18 protein-coding genes are annotated in these 18,054 nt (G+C 70.2%); 12 read left to right on the forward strand and 6 right to left on the reverse strand.

The window, feature by feature from the left end:
- Nucleotides 1–47 precede the first annotated feature (47 nt).
- Entirely contained in the window at nucleotides 48–1,460 is a 1,413-nt protein-coding gene (locus tag ABD357_RS12285) for a trypsin-like serine peptidase (RefSeq protein WP_344389744.1), read from the reverse strand.
- Between the two features lie 188 nt (nucleotides 1,461–1,648).
- A complete protein-coding gene (gene kstD / locus ABD357_RS12290) occupies nucleotides 1,649–3,448 on the reverse strand; it encodes a 3-oxosteroid 1-dehydrogenase (protein WP_344389745.1) in 1,800 nt (599 codons plus the stop codon).
- 406 nt (nucleotides 3,449–3,854) lie between these two features.
- On the opposite strand from kstD, the gene ABD357_RS12295 reads away from it, so the two are divergent.
- The 3 genes from ABD357_RS12295 (at nucleotide 3,855) to ABD357_RS12305 (ending at nucleotide 6,650) form a co-directional block, all read left to right on the forward strand.
- Nucleotides 3,855–4,160: a helix-turn-helix transcriptional regulator gene (locus ABD357_RS12295; protein WP_344389746.1), complete on the forward strand. Its 306-nt coding sequence runs from the start codon at nucleotides 3,855–3,857 to the stop codon at nucleotides 4,158–4,160.
- 232 nt (nucleotides 4,161–4,392) lie between these two features.
- Entirely contained in the window at nucleotides 4,393–5,283 is an 891-nt protein-coding gene (locus tag ABD357_RS12300; protein WP_344389747.1) for an alpha/beta hydrolase, read from the forward strand.
- A gap of 593 nt (nucleotides 5,284–5,876) precedes the next feature.
- Nucleotides 5,877–6,650 carry an FtsK/SpoIIIE domain-containing protein gene (locus ABD357_RS12305; RefSeq protein WP_425584827.1) on the forward strand — a complete coding sequence of 258 codons (774 nt, stop codon included), beginning with the start codon at nucleotides 5,877–5,879 and terminating at the stop codon, nucleotides 6,648–6,650.
- Nucleotides 6,651–6,811: 161 nt separating this feature from the next.
- Here the strand turns inward: ABD357_RS12305 and ABD357_RS12315 are convergent, their stop codons facing one another.
- Nucleotides 6,812–7,021 (reverse strand): hypothetical protein, encoded by a 210-nt coding sequence (locus tag ABD357_RS12315; protein WP_344389768.1) that lies wholly within the window; start codon nucleotides 7,019–7,021, stop codon nucleotides 6,812–6,814.
- A gap of 268 nt (nucleotides 7,022–7,289) precedes the next feature.
- Between ABD357_RS12315 and ABD357_RS12320 the strand changes: the two genes are divergently transcribed.
- The 4 genes from ABD357_RS12320 (at nucleotide 7,290) to ABD357_RS12335 (ending at nucleotide 10,785) form a co-directional block, all read left to right on the forward strand.
- Complete coding sequence (locus tag ABD357_RS12320; protein ID WP_344389748.1) at nucleotides 7,290–7,904, forward strand: plasmid pRiA4b ORF-3 family protein; 615 nt, start codon at nucleotides 7,290–7,292, stop codon at nucleotides 7,902–7,904.
- 717 nt (nucleotides 7,905–8,621) lie between these two features.
- Nucleotides 8,622–8,885, forward strand: coding sequence for a GlsB/YeaQ/YmgE family stress response membrane protein (locus ABD357_RS12325; RefSeq protein WP_344389749.1), 264 nt, complete (start codon nucleotides 8,622–8,624; stop codon nucleotides 8,883–8,885).
- 45 nt (nucleotides 8,886–8,930) lie between these two features.
- On the forward strand, nucleotides 8,931–9,545 hold the full coding sequence (locus tag ABD357_RS12330) for a TetR/AcrR family transcriptional regulator (protein ID WP_344389750.1): 615 nt from the start codon (nucleotides 8,931–8,933) through the stop codon (nucleotides 9,543–9,545).
- A 40-nt stretch (nucleotides 9,546–9,585) separates the two neighbouring features.
- A complete protein-coding gene (locus tag ABD357_RS12335; protein WP_344389751.1) occupies nucleotides 9,586–10,785 on the forward strand; it encodes an acyltransferase family protein in 1,200 nt (399 codons plus the stop codon).
- 7 nt (nucleotides 10,786–10,792) lie between these two features.
- Here ABD357_RS12335 and ABD357_RS12340 read toward each other — a convergent pair whose 3' ends face one another.
- Nucleotides 10,793–11,056 (reverse strand): GlsB/YeaQ/YmgE family stress response membrane protein, encoded by a 264-nt coding sequence (locus tag ABD357_RS12340; protein WP_344389752.1) that lies wholly within the window; start codon nucleotides 11,054–11,056, stop codon nucleotides 10,793–10,795.
- Nucleotides 11,057–11,265: 209 nt separating this feature from the next.
- Between ABD357_RS12340 and ABD357_RS12345 the strand changes: the two genes are divergently transcribed.
- Nucleotides 11,266–11,487 carry a twin-arginine translocase TatA/TatE family subunit gene (locus tag ABD357_RS12345; RefSeq protein ID WP_344389753.1) on the forward strand — a complete coding sequence of 74 codons (222 nt, stop codon included), beginning with the start codon at nucleotides 11,266–11,268 and terminating at the stop codon, nucleotides 11,485–11,487.
- A 190-nt stretch (nucleotides 11,488–11,677) separates the two neighbouring features.
- On the opposite strand, the gene ABD357_RS12350 is transcribed toward ABD357_RS12345, so the two are convergent.
- Together ABD357_RS12350 and ABD357_RS12355 are read right to left on the reverse strand one after the other, a co-directional pair.
- Complete coding sequence (locus tag ABD357_RS12350; RefSeq protein ID WP_344389754.1) at nucleotides 11,678–14,023, reverse strand: ABC transporter permease; 2,346 nt, start codon at nucleotides 14,021–14,023, stop codon at nucleotides 11,678–11,680.
- Nucleotides 14,020–14,712, reverse strand: a complete 693-nt coding sequence (locus tag ABD357_RS12355) for an ABC transporter ATP-binding protein (RefSeq protein ID WP_344389755.1) — start codon at nucleotides 14,710–14,712, stop codon at nucleotides 14,020–14,022. Before ABD357_RS12355 ends, ABD357_RS12350 begins: the two co-directional genes overlap by 4 nt.
- 213 nt (nucleotides 14,713–14,925) lie before the next feature.
- Between ABD357_RS12355 and ABD357_RS12360 the strand changes: the two genes are divergently transcribed.
- The 4 genes from ABD357_RS12360 to ABD357_RS12375 all read left to right on the forward strand — a co-directional run bounded on the left by ABD357_RS12360 (nucleotide 14,926) and on the right by ABD357_RS12375 (nucleotide 17,925).
- Nucleotides 14,926–16,221 carry a sensor histidine kinase gene (locus ABD357_RS12360; RefSeq protein WP_344389756.1) on the forward strand — a complete coding sequence of 432 codons (1,296 nt, stop codon included), beginning with the start codon at nucleotides 14,926–14,928 and terminating at the stop codon, nucleotides 16,219–16,221.
- Complete coding sequence (locus ABD357_RS12365) at nucleotides 16,218–16,919, forward strand: response regulator (protein ID WP_344389757.1); 702 nt, start codon at nucleotides 16,218–16,220, stop codon at nucleotides 16,917–16,919. Before ABD357_RS12360 ends, ABD357_RS12365 begins: the two co-directional genes overlap by 4 nt.
- A 58-nt stretch (nucleotides 16,920–16,977) precedes the next feature.
- Nucleotides 16,978–17,439: an acyltransferase family protein gene (locus tag ABD357_RS12370; protein ID WP_344389758.1), complete on the forward strand. Its 462-nt coding sequence runs from the start codon at nucleotides 16,978–16,980 to the stop codon at nucleotides 17,437–17,439.
- A gap of 282 nt (nucleotides 17,440–17,721) precedes the next feature.
- Nucleotides 17,722–17,925: a cold-shock protein gene (locus ABD357_RS12375; RefSeq protein WP_014670069.1), complete on the forward strand. Its 204-nt coding sequence runs from the start codon at nucleotides 17,722–17,724 to the stop codon at nucleotides 17,923–17,925.
- The last annotated feature ends 129 nt before the right edge of the window (nucleotides 17,926–18,054 follow it).

Consider the following 18,054-nt stretch of genomic DNA (forward strand, 5'->3'; position numbering starts at 1 on the left):
TCCTCGTCCGAGCCTCACGCGGAGGAACAGCGAGCGGAGTTCGCCGACTACGCCAAGGCCGCGGCCCGGCAGGGCGTCTGGAACAGCTGACGAGGGCGACGCAGTTGCGGGGCGAGCAGCCGTTCGTACACGGTGTCGAGACCGAGCGGACTGCCGGCCGTGACGAGAAGCCGAACATCGAGTGCACTGCCCAACTGCGTCAGCAGATCCATGGCCACGACACTTCCCAGACTGTGCGCGACGATGGTCAGCCCGCCCGAGTCGGGCACGCTCTCGCACACGGCGTCGAGCACCGCCTGCCGGACCGCCCGGTTGTCGAGATAGCGGGCCACGTCCCCCAGAACGGCCGACACGAAGAAGGCATCCAGATCCGTGCGTGCGGCCAGCCAGTCCAACGAGCGCCGCAGCGCCCCGGACGCACGGCCCGGCAGGCTGAAACCCTCATCCGCCGTGAGCAGTTCCTCAGGCATACCCGCCTTGACCGCGGCCTCCCGGACCATCCGCTCGTAGAGCACCCGGGCCGTGGGATCGACGGGCGGCGCGGCCGAGGCGAACCCTGGCACCGACGCGTCACCGAGCAGTGCCTCGCGGCCCGCCGTACCAGCCATGCGGTTGCCGTAGAACGGGAAACATACGTCGACCGGATCCACCGTCGGCAGACCCGCGAGGGTGAGCCCCCGGTTGAGCCCCGCCGTCCAGGACCGACGCATCCGCTCCGGGTCCGCCTTCTCCTGGCCCCGCCCGTGCAGGAACAGCAGGGTGCCGCGCCCCGCGAACGCTCCTGTACGACCCCGGAGCCCGCGCCGCGGGGAAGCCGCCGCGGTGGTTCCCGCGGTCAGTGCTTCGGTGGCGGACAGCGCCGTAGGTGCGGTGGCGGAGAGCAGACCCAGGTCGTCGAGCACCTGCTCCCGTGCTGTCCCGCCCAGCGAGGCGCGCAGGTGCGCCACGATGCGGCTGACCCGGGCACCTTCGTTGGCGGCCCAGTCCACCGCGTCGTCCGGGTCGCCCGGCTGTACGAGGGTGCCGTCGCGCCGCAGCAACCTGCCCTGGGCATCCGTGCGAGGAACACCGGCATGATGCAGTGCCACGACTTCCCACTGGTCGTTGAACACGGAAGAACCGGAATTCCCCGGCTCGGTGTCCGTCAGGTACTGCAAGAAGTCCTCCAGCTGTACCTGCAGTTCGTTGCGGCGGATGGAGATCTCCTTGAGGCGCCCGCTCGGGTGCCCCACGATGTTGACGGACTCGCCGATCACCAGCTTTCCCTGCGCCCCGATGAGCCGGTTCCAGCCGAACCGTGCTCCCGGCGGGCGACCGTCCGGCCCGGCCTCGACGCGTACGAGGGAGAAGTCCAGGTTCTCGTCGGCGACGGGGGCGAAGTCCGCGACCAGCCGGTACACGGCCGGCTGCGCCGGGGTGTTGTCGATTCCGGTCTCGGCGGCGAACTCCACGACGGCCATGGCGGCCGTGGTCCGGTGGCTGCTTCATGGAGCGTCGGAGTACGACGTTGACGTGGCAGTGCGACGGCGTCCGCCGGGGATCGACGCGCGTGCGGCGTGAACGCGATCGCGCACGCGGTCGAGGCCCTATACGCGCCGGACGCCTCCCCGATCAGAGGCTGGAGAAGGCACCTGAAGCGGTTGACGACTCACCTCTGCGCCGCGATGTCCCGTGCCGCGATGTACCCGAACGTCATCGCGGGTCCGATCGTCGAGCCCGCGCCCGCATAACTGCGGCCCATGACGGCGGCGCTGGCGTTGCCCGCCGCGTACAGCCCGGGGATCACCGAGCCGTCCGGGCGGAGCACCCGCGCCCGGGCGTCGGTGAGCAGGCCGCCCTTGGTGCCGAGGTCGCCCGGAACGATCCGGAAGGCGTAGTAGGGGGCCAGCCACAGCGGTGCCAGGCCGGAGTTGGGGCGGACCGAGGGGTCCGTGTAGTAGTGGTCGTACGCGCTGTCGCCGCGCCCGAAGTCGGTGTCGTCGCCGCTCCTGGCAAGGGAGTTGAAGCGGTCGACGGTGGTGCGCAGAGCAGCCGCGGGTACGCCGATGGAGACGGCCAGCGAGTCCAGTGTCCACGCCTTGTGGACGGCGCCCGACTCGTACCAGGAGTCGGGGAACACGAAGGTCGGTGCGACGTCCTTGAAGAGGTAGCGGTTGCGGTAGTTCTGGTCGACGATCAGCCAGGCGGGGATGTGCGGGGCGTTCGGGGTGTCGCGGTCGTACATGGTGTGGACGACATCGCTGTACGGCGCCGCCTCGTTGACGAAGCGCGCTCCGGCCGCGTTGACGAGGAGCCCGCCGGGCAGGGTGCGTTCGGCGAGGCAGAAGTACGGCTGGTCGGGGAGCGGGATCGCCGGACCCCACCACGCGTCGTCCATCAATTCCAGCGCCGCGCCTGCCCGTTCACCGGCCCGGATGCCGTCGCCGGTGTTCTCCTTGGCGCCGACCGTCCACTGGGTGCCGATCGGCTGCTCCTGGTACCGCTCGCGCATGGCCGCGTTGTGCTCGAAGCCGCCCGAGCCGACGATGACGCCCCGGCGGGCGCGCAGCAGTCCGGGTGCGCCGTTCCTGGTGACGACAGCGCCGGTGACGGCGCCGTTCTCCCTGTGCAGATCGGTCAGCGGCGTGTTCAGCCACACGGGCACGTCGGCCGTGAGCAGCCCGGCGCGCAGCCCCGCCGCCAGCGACTGCCCCATGGTGAGTGGCTTCTGGCCCAGCAGCGCCGCTTTCGTCCCCCGGGCCAGGCACTGGGTGGCCACGGCGAGCCCCTTCGCGCTGACCGCGGAAAGGACGAGCCACTTGTAGTCGGCACTGAAGACGACCATGCCGGCCGGGACCGTCATGTACGACGGGTTCAGACGGGCCAGCTCCGCACCCAGGATGTTCCCGTCGAGTTGGTCGGGCTCGATGGAACGGCCCTGCGCCAGCCCGCCGGGCAACTCCGGGTAGTAGTCGCTGTAGCCCTCCATCCACCTGAAGCGCAGCGGGCTGTTGGCCATGACGAAGGAGAGCATGGCGGGCCCATGGCCGAGGAAGGCCATCTGCCGGTCGACCGGGACGTCGTCGCCGACCACGGCCGCGAGGTAGGTGGCGGCCTTCGCCGGGGTGTCGGGCACCCCGGCGGCCAGGATGACCGAGTTGTTCGGGATCCAGATGCCCGCGCCGGAACGGGCCGCCGAGCCGCCGAAGGTGGCCGCCTTCTCCACGACGACGCAGGTCAGACCCTGCTTGGCGGCGGTGAGCGCGGCCGTCATACCGGCGGCTCCGGAGCCGATGACCACGACGTCGTAGGTGCCGAGGAGGGGCAGGTCGGCGGCGTCGGCGTGAGGGCCGTCGGGATACGGCAGCCCGCCGGCGAGGGCGAGGCCGGCGCCGGCGGCACCGATCACACGGCGGCGCGAAGGTGCGGAGAACGACGTCCGTCTGACGGGATCAGCGTGGGTGGACATGGCAGGTCTCTCCAGTCTGGTCAGGGAAAGGGAGGCCGTGCTGTGCTGCCCGGGACACGAGGGGCCCGGACGCCCCGTTTCTGATGCAGAGTCAGGAATGTGACGCGGGAACCGGGGTGAAGTCAAGGGGTACGCCACCCCCAGCGGCATACGCCATGCGGAGCCCGGCACGCGTGCCGGCACCCGACGCTCCGGAAGCGAGCCGTCAGTTGGCCCTCGCCTCTCGCCCGGGCGGGTGGGCAGGCGAGCGTACAGGGTCCGTACTCCATCGCAGCCCTGCACTGGCGGACGTGACCCCGAGGTGCTCATCGAAACGGCGCCGATCTCTGCTTTCCGTCCACGCGAAGGCTCGCCAGGAGGGCTGCCGCGCCGCCGGAGAGCCGACTGCGGAGGAGTTCGCTGTTGGATGCCCCTGATGGGGCGTCGGCGGGCCGGACTCACCCTGCTTGCCGTCGGTCACGCCCTCGGTTTCTCCCTGCGCTATCTCCACCGGCTCTTCCGGGAAGCGGGGACCACGCCCCGGACCTGGCTCTACGGCCGGCGACTCGACCGGGCCCGCACCATGCTGCTGAGGCGGCCCGGCCAGGCCGCCCCGACGGTCGCCGGCATCGCCCTGCGCGTCGGCTTCAAGGACCCGTCACACTTCTCCCGGGCGTTCAAAGCACGGTACGGCACCAGCCCCGTCAACTGCCGTACTTCGCCCGACAGTTGACGTCGGCCCTGAGAGCAAGGGCTCACAGGCCGACCGGGGCGGTGGTGGCCGCGACGCGATCACCAAGCTGCAGGAGCCGGCGATCGCGATGATCAGCAGTGGCCCGGGGACGTGCCCGTCACCCAGTACTCCCGTTCGGGAGACAGCGAGCTCACTGTTGCGCGACGCGAGATCAGCGTCCATCATCAGGAATCCTGTTATTTCAAACTTGTAGCGATAGGCGGACCGGACCATGCCCATCAGTCCCAGAATCCAGGCCAGAGGGATCCAGCTGCTGCTCGGCGGCATGATGGCCCGCGTGCACAAGGACCTGCGTTTCACCGACCTCCCGAAACGCACCGAATCCCTCCGGGTGGAGACCGGTGCCGGACCGGTGACCTGCACCGTCTACCGCCCGCCGGCCACCGACACCCCCGCCCCCGTGTACGTCAACTTCCACGGCGGCGGCTTCATCGTCGGCCGCCCCGAGCAGGACGACCACATCTGCCGCTACATAGCCGCCACGGCCGGCTGCGTCGTGATCAACGTGGACTACGCCGTCGCCCCGCAGCGGCCGTACCCCGCACCCGTCACCCAGGCATACGACGTCACCGCGTGGGTCGCCGAGAACGGCCCCGCCAACAACTGGGACGGCTCGCGACTCGCCGTCGGCGGACACAGCGCCGGGGCCAACCTCACCGCCGCGGTCTGTCGCACGGCCCGAGACCGCGGCACCTTCTCGCCCCGGCTCCAAATCCTCGACTCCGCACCGCTCGACCAGCTCGCCGACCCCGCCACCAAGCTTTCCCCCATCGCCAAGCCGCTGCTCACCCCCCACCTCATGCGGGTCTTCACCGCCGCCTATGTCCCGGATCCGGCCGACCGCGCCCATCCCCTCGTCTCTCCCGGTCTGGCCGACGACCTTCCCGGGCTCCCGCCCGCCCTGGTCATCACCGCGGAGAACGACCGCCTGCGGAATGAGGGCGACGCCTACGCCAAGGCCCTGGACGCCGCAGGCGTCCCAGTCACCCACCGCGTCTTCGAGGGGGTCGACCACTACTTCACACATACCGGCCCGGTGCCGGCCGGCAAGGAGGCCATAGAACTGATGGCCAACGCCCTGCGCACCGCACTCACCACCTGACGCTGCCGCCGCGCACCCGGGCCGGCCTCGTGGACCGTGCGGATGGGTCCTTGCGCGGGCGACCGCCACGGTCCGTCGAGGACCGGGCGGCACGCCCGCTGCCGAAGTCGGCGCAGGGCGCCGGTGCCCTCCGGGACCCCAGACCGCCTAGTCGGCCCTCGGGCTGACGGTCTCCACCTCGATGACCCGCCCTTGCCGGAAGCGGACATACGTTCTTAGCCCCGCCTGCGGAGTGTCGACATACATCCAAATCGGGACCCGGCGCTGTCGCCGGCCCAGCAGACGCAGGCCTTCGAGGCTAACGGCACCACCCGAGTACAAGCCCCGCGACTCCTTGTCTTTGATCGTTTTCTCGGGCTTTCCAAGTAGGCGCTTGACCTGCCTACGAGTCATACCCTGCTCCACCTTGCGCGCCACATCGGCCATTGGCGCAATGTACTCAGACCCAGTCGGGACCGGTCCCGGTATCACAGGCCTCCAGACTTCCGGGACGGGGCTACGCGGTCGGCTGCTGTTGCCGGGCCAGGTGCCGGAGGACTTCGTCAAGGCGGCGCCCGCCATGGCGGAAGGACTGGCAGGTCCACGCGGTGCGGGTGACCTCCTGGAAGCCGGGAACCGTGCGGATCGCTGCATCGGTGACGGATCCGTTGGCGGCTCCTCGGCTGCCGAAGCAACGCGGGCCCGGTCATCTGCTCCGGGTCGCGGCGGGTGCACTGGAGACCGGTGCCGCATGGGTGGTCGACCTTCGCCGCGTGCCGCACTGGCTGATCGTCGGTGCCACACGCTCCGGCAAGTCGACGCTGATCAACGCACTCGTTGCGGGCCCGGCTCCGCAACCGGTCGCGCTGGTCGGGATCGACTGCAAGGGCGGCATGGAACTGTCGCTCCACGAGCCACGGTTGTCCGCGCCGGCGACCAACCGCGAACAGGCGGTCAGGCTCCTGGCGGCGCTCGTAGACCTGACGCTCGACCGCATGACCGTCTGTCGGGCGGCTCGCGTACGCAATATCTGGGGCCTGCCCGAGAAGCAACGGGCGGTTCCCGTCGTCGTAATCGTTGACGAGATCGCAGAACTGTTCCTCGTCGCGAGCCGGAATGAGAAGGACGAGGCACAGGCGGCAGGTACGGCGCTGATCCGGCCGGCCCAACTCGGCGCGGCGCTCGGGGTGTTCCTCGTCGTGGCCGGCCAGCGGGTCGGCTCCGATCTGGGGCCGGGAGTCAGTGCTCTGGCAGGCGTACGCCGGTCAGCTCTGGCACAGGTTCAGTCTGGAGCTGCGCCGGGAGATCGCGCGCACCCTCGGTCAGCCTGCCGTGGTGGGGTTGTCCCGGCTCGGTGCACCGTCGGCCGTGTCTCCGTTTGCCGGTAAGGAGCCGTTGGTCAGGAACCGTTCGAGGCGCTCATCGTCCTCGCGGGCCTCGCGGCCGGTGATGCGTATGGTGGCCCCGTCCGGCCGGGTCGCAACGATGGTGCGCTGAGGTACCTTGGCCAGCCACACCTGAATGCAGGCTGCCGCGAGCGAGCCGGCACTCAGGGCCAGACCGACGACCCCCACGACGTCGCCGCCTTTGTCGGTGCTCGAAGAGGGGCCGGTTGCGGGCAGCGCAGGGAGGCCGTCGGGTCGGCCTCTGACACCTGGGTCAGCAGTTCGCGGGCGTCGCTGCGCGCCCTCAAGGGATCGTCGTCGAAGACGGAGATCAACAGGCGCGGTCGGCCTCGGTCGTTGCTGTCCTTGCTCACGCGTCCCCTGCTGAGCCAGCTGCCGACATGGGTGCTTACGGAAAGTACCGGAACAACTCCGAGGTGGTGCGCGAGCTTTCCGAAATCTGTTGATAGTTGACGCGAAACGTACTTCATTGACGTGGCCCCTGATGGCTTCAACTGGATCTGCCCGCAGCCTTGTTTGGGGCTTTTGTTCCGCCCGTGTCTTGCGCACGTGGGCGCCACGACCGTGCCGAACGAGCCTGGGATCGGTGATCAGCGTTGTCGCGGTGGAAGGATGGCCGCCATGGCGAACACCCGGCGCGTGAAGCCGAGCGCACAGACGGCGCCAGCTCGGACCGTCCACAAGATCAAGGTCGCCTTGCGGGACTCCCAGCCTCCTATCTGGCGCCGCCTGGAGGTGCCCTCGGGCAGCACCTTGCGGGAGCTGCACGACATCATCCAGGCGGCATTCGGCTGGGAGGACTATCACATGTGGGCTTTCGAGACCGGACAGGACCGGTACGGCGTCGCCGACCGCGGCCTGGGTATCCGCAGTGCCGCTTCCAAGCGGCTCGACCAGGTGGCCCCCAGCACCGGCAACCGGCTCCGCTACACGTACGACTTCGGCGACGACTGGGAACACGACATCCTCGTCGAGGACGTCACGGGGCCTGAGCCGGGCACCTCGTACCCTCGCTGCCTCACCGGCCGCCGGGCCTGCCCGCCCGAGGACAGCGGCGGCGTGTGGGGATACGAGTACCTCATCGAGATCCTTGCCGACCCCCGCCACGAAGAACATGAAGACCGTCTGGAATGGCTCGGCCTGGACTCGGCCGACCAGTTCGACCCGGCGGCCTTCGACGCAGCCCAGGTCAACTCCGCGCTGTCAGCCCTTGCCACCGTAATGGTCAAGAACTGACGCGCCGTTACCCGATGCCGTCAGCCCGTTCGGGGCTGACGGCAGTCACCGACCTTCGCAGGATCAATGCGGCGCTGCCAGGAAGGATGTTGATCAGGCTCAGCCTGGGTGAGTTGCCGTTGCCAGTCGTGGAACTGTCGGCGGAGCGCGGCAGCCGCCTGGGCGTCGAGGCCGTAGGCGGCGAATTGCTGTGCCGCAAGCGTCTGGCTGGGCCTTCTGGCCCTGTTCGTTCTCACCGCCGGCATCGGCTATTTCGTCGCCCGGGAATTCGCATACGTCTCCGCCGACCGGTCTGCGCTCGCGCGGGAAGCCGAAACGGGGGACAAGCGGGCCGCGCGCGCTGCGAGACACGGAAGGCATGGTGGCGCCCCCAGCGCGTTTGATCTGATCCTTGTCAACGCCGAGCAGTGCGGCGTTGACAAGGGCGTGGCCGCTGTCCGGGCGCGCGACACGGCGAGCGGCACCTAATACGTGGAGGTTTCCGCCGCCGCGTGGGGCGGCTTGCAGGAAGGCCGTTCCGCTGCGCGCCGGCTTCTCGCACAGCGGAACCGCCGTGCGCGGGCTTCTCGCACATGGTTGATCAGCCGCGTGTCCTGGTGCGGCCTTGTATGAACCTCGCACGCCTCCTTCATGCTCAGTCCGCGCGAAGCGGAAGCGAGTGTGCCGTCTGCGCCGGGGCAAACCTTGAGGTGAGGAACTCGGCGACGAGAGGCTGTCATGGAGATCTCCGGCATCATCAGCGCCATCGTGATCGGCATCATCGTCGGCGTCCTGGGTCGGCTCGTCGTACCCGGACGTCAGCGCATCGGCGTCCTCTGGACGATCCTCGTGGGCGTCGCCGCGGCGTTCGTGGGCACGGGCGTGGCCGCCGCGTTCGATGTGGCCGACACCAAGGGCATCGACTGGATCGAGCTGGCCATCCAGGTTGGGCTGGCTGCGTTCGGCGTGGCGGCGATGGATAGGGCCAAGGCCCGTCGCTGACCTCGTACGCGGTGTGCCGCAGGCCAGGGCGGTTACGCTGCCGCCATGCGGGCGGTGGCGAAGAGTGATCTGACCGGGCGGGCACGGCTGCGCGAGGCGGCGCTGGAGTTGTTCGCCGAGCGCGGCTTCGAGGCGACATCGACCCGAGCGGTGGCGGCGGCGGCCGGACTCTCGCCAGCGCTTGTCACCCGGCACTTCGGCTCCAAGCAGGGCCTGCGCGCCGCGGTCGACGCGTACGTCCTGGACCGCATCAGCGAGCAACTGCGCGACCTGACCCCCGACGAGAACCTGATGGCCTCACTCGGCGAGGTCTCCGCCCGCGTTTTCGGTGCGGACCCGATCCTGCGCGGCTACCTGCGACAGGTCCTCCTTGAGGACAGCGAAGCGAGCGCGGCCCTCTTCGGTCGGCTGCTGGCCGGTGCCCGCGCGGAGCTGGAGCGGCTGGCCGCGGTGTACGGGGAGCAGGGCCCGGACGAGGAATGGGCGCCGTTCCAGATGCTGTGCCTGATCCTCGGCCCACTGCTGCTGGAACGGGTGATGCAACCCAACCTGGACCAGCCGGTCTTCGCGCCCGAGGTGCTTGCCCGCCGCAGCGCGGCCAACCAGCGGCTGCTACTACGGGGTTACTACGGGCAGCTGGAGGCCGGGGACGGGGGATAGCCCCAGTGCAGGGTGTACACCTGTTTACAAGAATGAACGCATGGACACTCCCTCTCGCCTGCGGACCGCACCGCCGCGCACTTCTGCCCCGCTATCCCGTCTCGCCTGGCTGGACAACCTCCGCATCGCCCTGACCGTCCTGGTCGTCGCCCACCATGGGGCCCAGCCCTACGGCCCCGCCGACTGGTGGTACGTCGAGGGTCAGCCGCGCACCGGCGCCCTTTCGACCCTGTCGGCGGTCGACGGGGCGTTCTTCATGAGCCTGTTCTTCTTCGTCTCCGCGGTCTTCGTGCCCGGCTCCTACGACCGCCGGGGCGCTCGCCGCTTCCTGACCGGCCGTCTGCTGCGCCTCGGTCTGCCGCTGCTGGTGGGCGCACTGACGATCGTGCCGGGCCTGATGTACGCGTACTACGTGCACTACCGCGGCTATCCGCCGATCTCTCTTCCCCGCTACTTCACCGATATCTACCTCGGACTCGGTGACAAGCCCGCCGGCTGGAGCGGCCCGTCCTGGCCGGACCTGCAGTTCGGGCATCTGTGGTTCATCCAGAACCTGCTCGCCTACAGCGTGCTGTACGTAGTGTGCCGCCAGGCGGCCCGGCTGGTGCGCTCGCGCGGCGGTCGGAGCCTGCCGGTGCCGGGTCACCGTGCCCTGCTCGTCCTCACCGCCGCGATCGCCGCCGCCACCTTCCTGGTGCGCCTGCGGTACCCCCTGGACACCTGGGTGCCGGTGCTGGACTTCCTCCAGGTCGAGCCCGCCCGCCTGCCCCAGTACGCCGCCTTCTTCACCCTCGGGGTGCTGGCCCACCGCCACCACTGGCTGGAACGGTTCGACACCCGCACCGGATGGGCGTGGCTGGCCGGCGGACTGGCCGGCGTGGCGCTGCTGTTCGCGATCGGCGCGGACGCCGCCTGTTTCGGGCCGGGCGGCTTCGACGGCCCGTCCGCACTGTGGGCGGCATGCGAGAGTGCGCTGTGCGTGGCCTTGTGCGTCGGGCTGCTCACCCTGTTCCGCGAGACGGTGACCCGCCGCACCCGCCTGTCGGTGGAGCTGGCGGCAGACTCGTACGCCGTCTACATCATTCATCTGCCGCTGGTGGTGACGCTGCAGTACTACCTGTCCGGCCGCGGGCTGCCGGCCGCCGGCGCGTGGGCGGCGGTCAGCGCGCTCGCACTGCCGGCGGCCTTCCTGGCCGCGGCCGGGCTGCGCCGGCTGCCGGGTTTCGTCCGGGTGCTGTGAGCGCCGGTCAGTGGCGCACCTTCACCTTGCTGACTGCTGCGACACCGAGGGCGGCGAGTGCGATCTGGATGAGCCACTCGACCCAGTCGACGCCCTTGGTGTCGGCGACGTCGAGGCCGGCGGCGATGCCGGTCCCGATGAACGCGGCGACGATGCCGATCGCGATCGTCCACAGGATGCCGATGCGCTGGCGGCCGGGGACGACGAGCCGGCCCAGGACACCGATCACGATGCCGATGACGATCGCGCTGATGACGCCTGAGATCTCCATGAGCCGTATGTCACCCCTCAGTTGGTTGGTGGCATACGAGTGCCCGTTCGAGGCGGCGCCACTCCGCTCTGCTTCTCGGCCAACCAGGCCGGAAGCGGGGCTTGTTGAAAGATCACCCTCGGGAGAGACTTCTACAGTGATGTAGATTGCCGTGTTGGGGCCGATGCGCCGCATCGGCCGCTGTCCGCCACCGGGAGAGAGCAGACCTGATGTTCGGCTTGAGTGAACTGGCCCTGATTCTCCTCGTCGTCGTGGTCGTTGGCATCAAGAAGCTGCCCGAGCTGACGCGTTCGGCAGGCAAAGCGGCCCGAATCTTCAAGAGCGAAGCCAAGGCGCTGAAGGAGCAGGACTCGTCCGTTGCGCCGTCCGGTCCCGGGCGAGTTGTCCCGGGCGCGACTGCCGAGCGGGAAGATCCTTCCTCGCGTCCCTGAGATTGCGGCGGCATCGGAGGCGGCGGTCCGCAGGGACCGCCGCTCGTGCCTACCGCCGTTCGGCGCCGTGCGCTCCGCTTGGCCGCCCCCCTACTCGGCGAGCCAGCTGCAGCGCAGCCTCCCCCAGTCGCGCCCGCTCCGTCAGATCACTCTGCTCCACCGCCTGCATGCTGCAGCTGTTGTTCCCTTCCTATTCGGTCCGCAGGGCGGTGGCGGTGCGGATCCTGGCGGCCCAGCTTGCGGGCAGGAGCGCGCCCAGGACGGCGATGAGCAGGCCGCCCAAGACCAGTAGGACCAGTTCGGCCGCGTGGTAGACGGCGAGCACGGACTCGGGGAGGTTGAGGCCGGCGCTGTGGCCCATGGCGGGGATGACCCAGCCGTGCAGGCTGACGCCGAGCGGCACGCCCAAGGCGCCGCCGACCAGGCCGGTCACGACCACGGAGGTGACGACCATCGCGATCATCTGCCGAGGGGTCATGCCCAGGGCTTTGTGGACGCCGAGTTCCCGGACGCGTTCGCGGGTGTCGAGCACCACCGCGTTGAGCACACCCAGCGCTGCGACGGCGACCAGCATCAGCGTCAGAAGCGCGGACAATGCGTTCAGGGTGACGACCATGCTGCTGCCGCCTTCGGCGCCACCGGCCCGGGCGGTAACCCCCAGCGGTTTCAGGTCCTCGTTGAGCGCGTCAACGTAACGGGGCACGTCGGTACCGGATCTCACCGCGATGTGCTGAGTGGTGTCCGCCAGATCCGGGTGCGCGGGTGCGAGCGTCGCGGCGTCGGTGAACACCTGCATGCCGTCGTAGCGAGGGTCGAGGACCTCGCCGACGATCCGGACCGAGACCCCCTTGCCCAGGCCGCCCAAGTTGACCGTGTTCCCGATGCGCGTACCGGTGGCGGTGAGGAAGCCGGTGGGTACCACGGCCTCGCCGGGCTCGGCGATCCAGCGGCCGGAGACCATGGTGTAGCCGCCCCAGGAGGCGTCGCCGGTGAAGGCGACGACCGCGGTCGTGCCGGCCAGGCCGGGGACGGTGGCCCGGGCTGTGGCGGTGCTGTAGTAGGTCCGGGTCGCGGGCTGGGCGTCGATCACGGCGGCCACGGCTACGGGATCGGGCTCAGACTGCGCCGTGGCGATCGGGCCGTCGGGGCCGAGCCCGGGCAGGGGCGCGGAGACGGTGACGTCCGCGGCGTCGTGGGCCCTGGCCTTCGTCACTTCGCCGAGCGATGCCCCCATGCCGACGGTGAACGTGATGGCGGCGGCGCCGAACAGGATGGCCGTCCCCATGCTCAAGGCGCGGGCGGGGCGGGCGAAGGGGCGGGTCAGCCCCAGGGCGAGCGGCCGGGACACGGGAAGCCGTCCGGCCAGGCGTGCCGCCCACCGGCCGCGGTCTGTCCGCGCGGCACGCCCCACGGCGATCGCGTCGACCGTGCGCAGCCGCCCGGCCCGCCAGGCGCTCGCCCACGAGGTCACCGCGACCAGGCCGAGCACCCCGACGATCACGGCCGCGTCGACCCAGGGGGCGACGGCCAGGGAGGTGGTGCCGTAGACGTCCTCGGCCTCGGACATGACCGGCACGGCCAGTAGGTGGCCCGCGAGGACGCCGAGTGCCGTGCCGGCCGCCGCCGGGATCAGGGCCTGGCCCACGTAGGCCCGTACGACCTGCGCCGGGGTGAAGCCGATGGCCTTGAGGACGCCGATCCGGCGCAGTCCCGTGCCCACGGTGCCGGCGACCACGTTGCCCACGATGAGCACCGACATGACCAGGCCCAGGACGCCGAACGCGAGGAGGAACGGTACGTACAGCGCGGTGTCTCGCTCGGCGGAAGCCCTGACGGTGAGCCAGGACTGCGTCCCCGTCACCGTCTTGATCCCCGCCGTCACGGCCTTGCGGCCTGCCGCGACCTGGGCGGCGGTGTCGGCGGCGGTGAAGCGGTAGAGCATCTGGTAGCTGCCGGGGCGGTCGGGCGTGGTGAGCCCGGTGGCCTGGGCCGGTGTCACCCACGCGTCGGCGCTCTGGGTGACCGAGCGGGCTGCGCCGACCACCTTCAAGGTGGGGGCACTGGGCAGGCGGGGGAAGGTGAGTTCGAGACCGAGGGTGGGGAACAGCGAGGCGTCGGTGCTCAGCACGATCTCGCCGGGGCGCGTGGCCCAGCGGCCGGCGGTCAGCGTGAGGTCGTCGACCGCTGCGTCGGGATCGCCGCGGCCGACGACGGTCATCGGCCACTCATCCCCGTCCTCGTGGATGCGGGGGGTGACCGACACCGCGCGGAACGGGCCTGCCGCGGCTATCACCCCATCGGCGCGCCCGGTCTCCTTGGCCTGCCCGGCGCTGGTGCCGGCCGCGTCGAACTCGACGGACAGGTGCGCGCCGTGCCGACGGGCGAAGGCGTCGTCGAACGGCGCGCCGGAGACCACCAGCAGCGATCCTCCCAGGACGGACGCGGCGACCGCCATCATCGCCGTCAAGCCGATCACCAGCGTCTGTAACCGGCGTCGTCCCACGCCCGAGCGCACCACCCGGCCCAGCGCGCTCATCGGGCCACCTCCGCGCTGATGTCCTCGGCGATCCGGCCGTCCACGATCCGCACCGTACGGTCTGTGCAGGAACGGGCCAGGGCGAGATCGTGGGTGACCACGACCAGGGTCTGACCCTCGGCGTTGAGATCCCTCAGAAGGCGGCTGACATCCTGGCCGGCGGCCGTGTCGAGCGCGCCGGTGGGTTCGTCGGCCAGGATCAGCGGCGGCCGGTTCATCAAGGCCCTGGCCACCGCGACGCGCTGGCGTTCACCACCGGACAGCCGCCCCGGGTAGGCGCGGGCATGCCGGTCAATGCCGAGGGCTTCGAGGAGTTCCGCCGCGCGACGGTGCGCCTCTCCGCTCGCCATGCCGGTCAGCTGCGCGGGCAGCGCGACGTTGTCGGCGACGGTCAGGTCGTCGAGCAGGTTGAAGAACTGGAAGACCATGCCGATCTTGGCTCGCCGGTAGCGAGCCGCCGCGGCCTCGCCCAGCTGGTCGACCCGTACGCCGTCCACCGTGACGGTCCCCGTGTCCGGCCGGTCCAGGCCCGCGATCAGGTTGAGCAGCGTGGACTTGCCGCTGCCGGACGGCCCCAGGATCGCGACGGCCTCACCGGACCGCACAGTCAGCGACGTGTCCTGCAGGGCGGGCGGCCCGTCGTCGTATCTGCGGCTCACGTCGCGCAGTTCGATCACCGGCTGGGTCATGAAGGGCTCCTTGTGTCCACGCATCTGGCGCACTGGACGCTAGGCGGGCTCCGGGTCCGGCCACGTCCTTCGCCCGTGCCGTTTGCGGTCCTCCGTCGGAACGAGGGGTTAGCGGTGTCCTCCCTGAGAAGTAGGCGACTGATGTAGGCGGTGCGCCGGAAGTGATCTCCGGGACGGATCCCACGAGGGCGGGGTGGCGGCGAGAATGTGCCGGTGACGAACGAGGCGACAGCAGTGGATCGGCTGCGAGAGGCAGCCCGTCGTGCGCTGCGTCCGACCGGGCCGGCACCGCGCCTCACCCGGCGCGGGTGGCAGTTCGACCTGGTCGTGGCGCTGGCCTTCGCGGTCGCCACCGTCTACTACGCCATCGATGTCGCTGACAATCAGATTCGTGAGGTCCTTCCCGGTGTGGGGGAGGCGATCGAACCGTCGGGAACGGATGCCCGGGTGGCGCTGAGCGCCCTGGCCCTCGTCACCTCCGGCGCCTTGGTACTGCGCCGCCGTTACCCGCTCGCCGTGCTGTGCACGGTGACTTGCCTGGCGCTGCTGACCCCGCAGGACGTTGCGCGGCTGACCTTCTACCCCCTTGTCGTCGCCGTCTACAGCGCCGCGGCCTACAGCCCGTACAGGATCCCCACCCTGGCGGCTGTGCCGGCGGCGGTCCTCCTGGTCTACACGTCGGGCACCTCGACCACCCACGTCTACCCGTATCAGCCGGGCATCGTCCCGAACGAGTACGTGGTCCTGTGGATCCTCGGGCCACTGGCGATGGCCGCCAACGGCCTGCGCACCTGGCGGGTACGCACCGACGAGGGCCGCGCCCGGCTGGCCGCCGTGGAACGCGAGCAGGCGGAGGCGCTGCGTCGCGCCGTCGTCGAGGAGCGCGCCAGGATCGCCCGGGAACTGCACGACGTCGTCACCCACAACGTCAGCGTCATGGTCATCCAGGCCGGCGCCGCCCGCAGGGTCATGCGAGCCGTCCCCGACGAGGCCGACGGGGCACTGCTCGCCGTCGAGGCGAGCGGCCGGGCGGCCATGACCGAACTGCGCCACGTCATGGGCCTGCTCACCATGGACAGCGGCGACCAGGATGCGAGCCGTACCGAGAGCCTGACTCCTCAGCCGGGCCTGGAGCAGCTGGAAACACTCATCGAGCGAGTCCGGGACACCGGCCTACCGGTCGAACTGAACATCACCGGAGCGGCCCGCCCCATACCGCACGGCATCGGGCTCACCGCCTACCGCGTGGTCCAGGAGGCACTGACCAACACGGTCAAACACGCCTCCGGGGCGCAGGCAACCGTCTGCGTCGAGTACGCCCCCGACCGGCTCCGGGTGGAAGTCGCCGACACCGGCGGCCATCCAGGCCCCGCGGCGGCCACCGGTAACGGGCGCGGGCTGCTCGGCCTGCGCGAGCGCCTCTCCGTCTACGACGGAACCCTGCACACCGGCCGGCGCCTCACCGGCGGCTACCGTGTCGAGGCACTCATCCCCCTGGAGGCACCGTGACCGAGCCGCCGCTGCGCGCGGTGCTCGCCGACGACCAGACTCTCGTCCGGACCGGTTTCCGGATGATCCTGCGCTCCGGCGGCATCGAGGTGGTCGCCGAGGCCACCAACGGCTCCGAAGCCGTCGACGCGGTCCGCCGCACCCGGCCCGACGTGGTCCTGATGGACGTCCGGATGCCGGAGATGGACGGACTGAAGGCCACGCGCCGCATCATCAACGGCACCCCGGGCGAACCCCGCGTGATCATCCTGACCACCTTCGACCTCGACCAGTACGTCTACGCGGCACTGTCCGCCGGGGCCAGCGGCTTCCTCCTCAAGGACGTGACCCCCGAGCAGCTGATCTCCGCCGTCCGCACGGTCCGCTCCGGAGACGCACTGCTCGCACCAGCCGTCACCCGCCGCCTGGTGGAGCGATTCACACAGCATGATGGCCACACCACCGCCATCCACCGCGACCTCGCCTCCCTGACCACCCGCGAACGCGAAGTCCTGGGCCTGGTAGCCCGGGGCCTGAGTAACGCCGAGGTCGCCGACCGCCTGCACCTGGCCGAGACGACCGTCAAAACCCATGTCTCCCGCATCCTCGCCAAACTCCAACTGCGTGACCGCGTCCAGGCCGTCATCGCCGCCTACGAGGCCGGGCTGGTCAGCGTGGGCAGACGGGAGCCCGCAGGGCCGGCCGCCGAGCACCTGTGAACCGACCCGGCGGTTACTCGACCTGGCCCGGCTGCGCGCCGACGACCCACGGCTGGCCATGTTGCGCAGATGGGCCGGCCGACTGGCCTGGCCGGCGCTCGGCCTGCTGTTCCTGACCGCCTGGAAGGTGCCGGCCACCGGCGAAGGCGTCTGGACCGCAGCCTGGTACACCGTCGGATTCCTGGCGGTCGCAATAGTGTCCGCCACACTCGTCACGGGCCTCGAACTGCGCCCGGATACCCGGCTGTCACGAGCGCTGTCCCTGGCACCCCTGGCCTGGGTGGGCCGCAACCTCAGCTACGGCATCTACCTGTGGCACTACCCCATCGTCCGCCTCCTGGCCTCCCTCGGGGTGAAGGACGGACAGATGTCGGCCACGGTGATGCTGACCACCGTTATGGCTCTGCTGTCGTACGCACTCGTCGAGGCCCCCTTTCTCCGCCGAGGCCGGCGTGTCCGCTCGGAGCCTGGACGCTGCTCTGCGGTGAGCACACCGACGGCGGCACCTCCACCGACCTGACCCACAGTCGACTGTGGATCGACGTGTGCGACTCCGGCGGCTCCCAGCGGCAGCCGATGCCAGGCGTGCACCGACAGGGCGGGTGCTGATGCTGCCGTGTTATCGCTAGCGGCTGCCGCTACGCCGGTATAGCGTGGTAATTCAGCAGTCGTGGTTCCGAAGTCCCGTTCGCCCGTGATCGCAATCACGGGCGTTCTTGCTGTTCAGCGCCTCTCCGGACCAGGGCGATCACCTCCCGGGCACGCAGGGTGCGAGCCCGGTTTTCCCTCGAAGGAGACGGCCATGGCCAAGGGCACAGTCAAGTGGTTCAACAGCGAGAAGGGCTTCGGCTTCATCGAGCAGGAGGGCGGCGGCCCCGACGTCTTCGCCCACTACTCCAACATCGCCAGCCAGGGCTACCGCGAGCTGCAGGAAGGCCAGAAGGTCGAGTTCGACGTCACCCAGGGCCAGAAGGGCCCGCAGGCGGAGAACATCCGCCCCGCCTGATCCCGCAGCCTCGGTAAGGTCCGGCTCCCTCCGGATGCTGTTGGTTAATTCGGGCCTGTGCGTGACGTCGGCTCCCAAGACCTGGTTGTGGTCTTGGGAGCCGACGTTGTCGTATGGGGAGGGTGTCGA

This window comes from Streptomyces vastus, assembly GCF_039532825.1.
Classification (GTDB): domain Bacteria; phylum Actinomycetota; class Actinomycetes; order Streptomycetales; family Streptomycetaceae; genus Streptomyces; species Streptomyces vastus.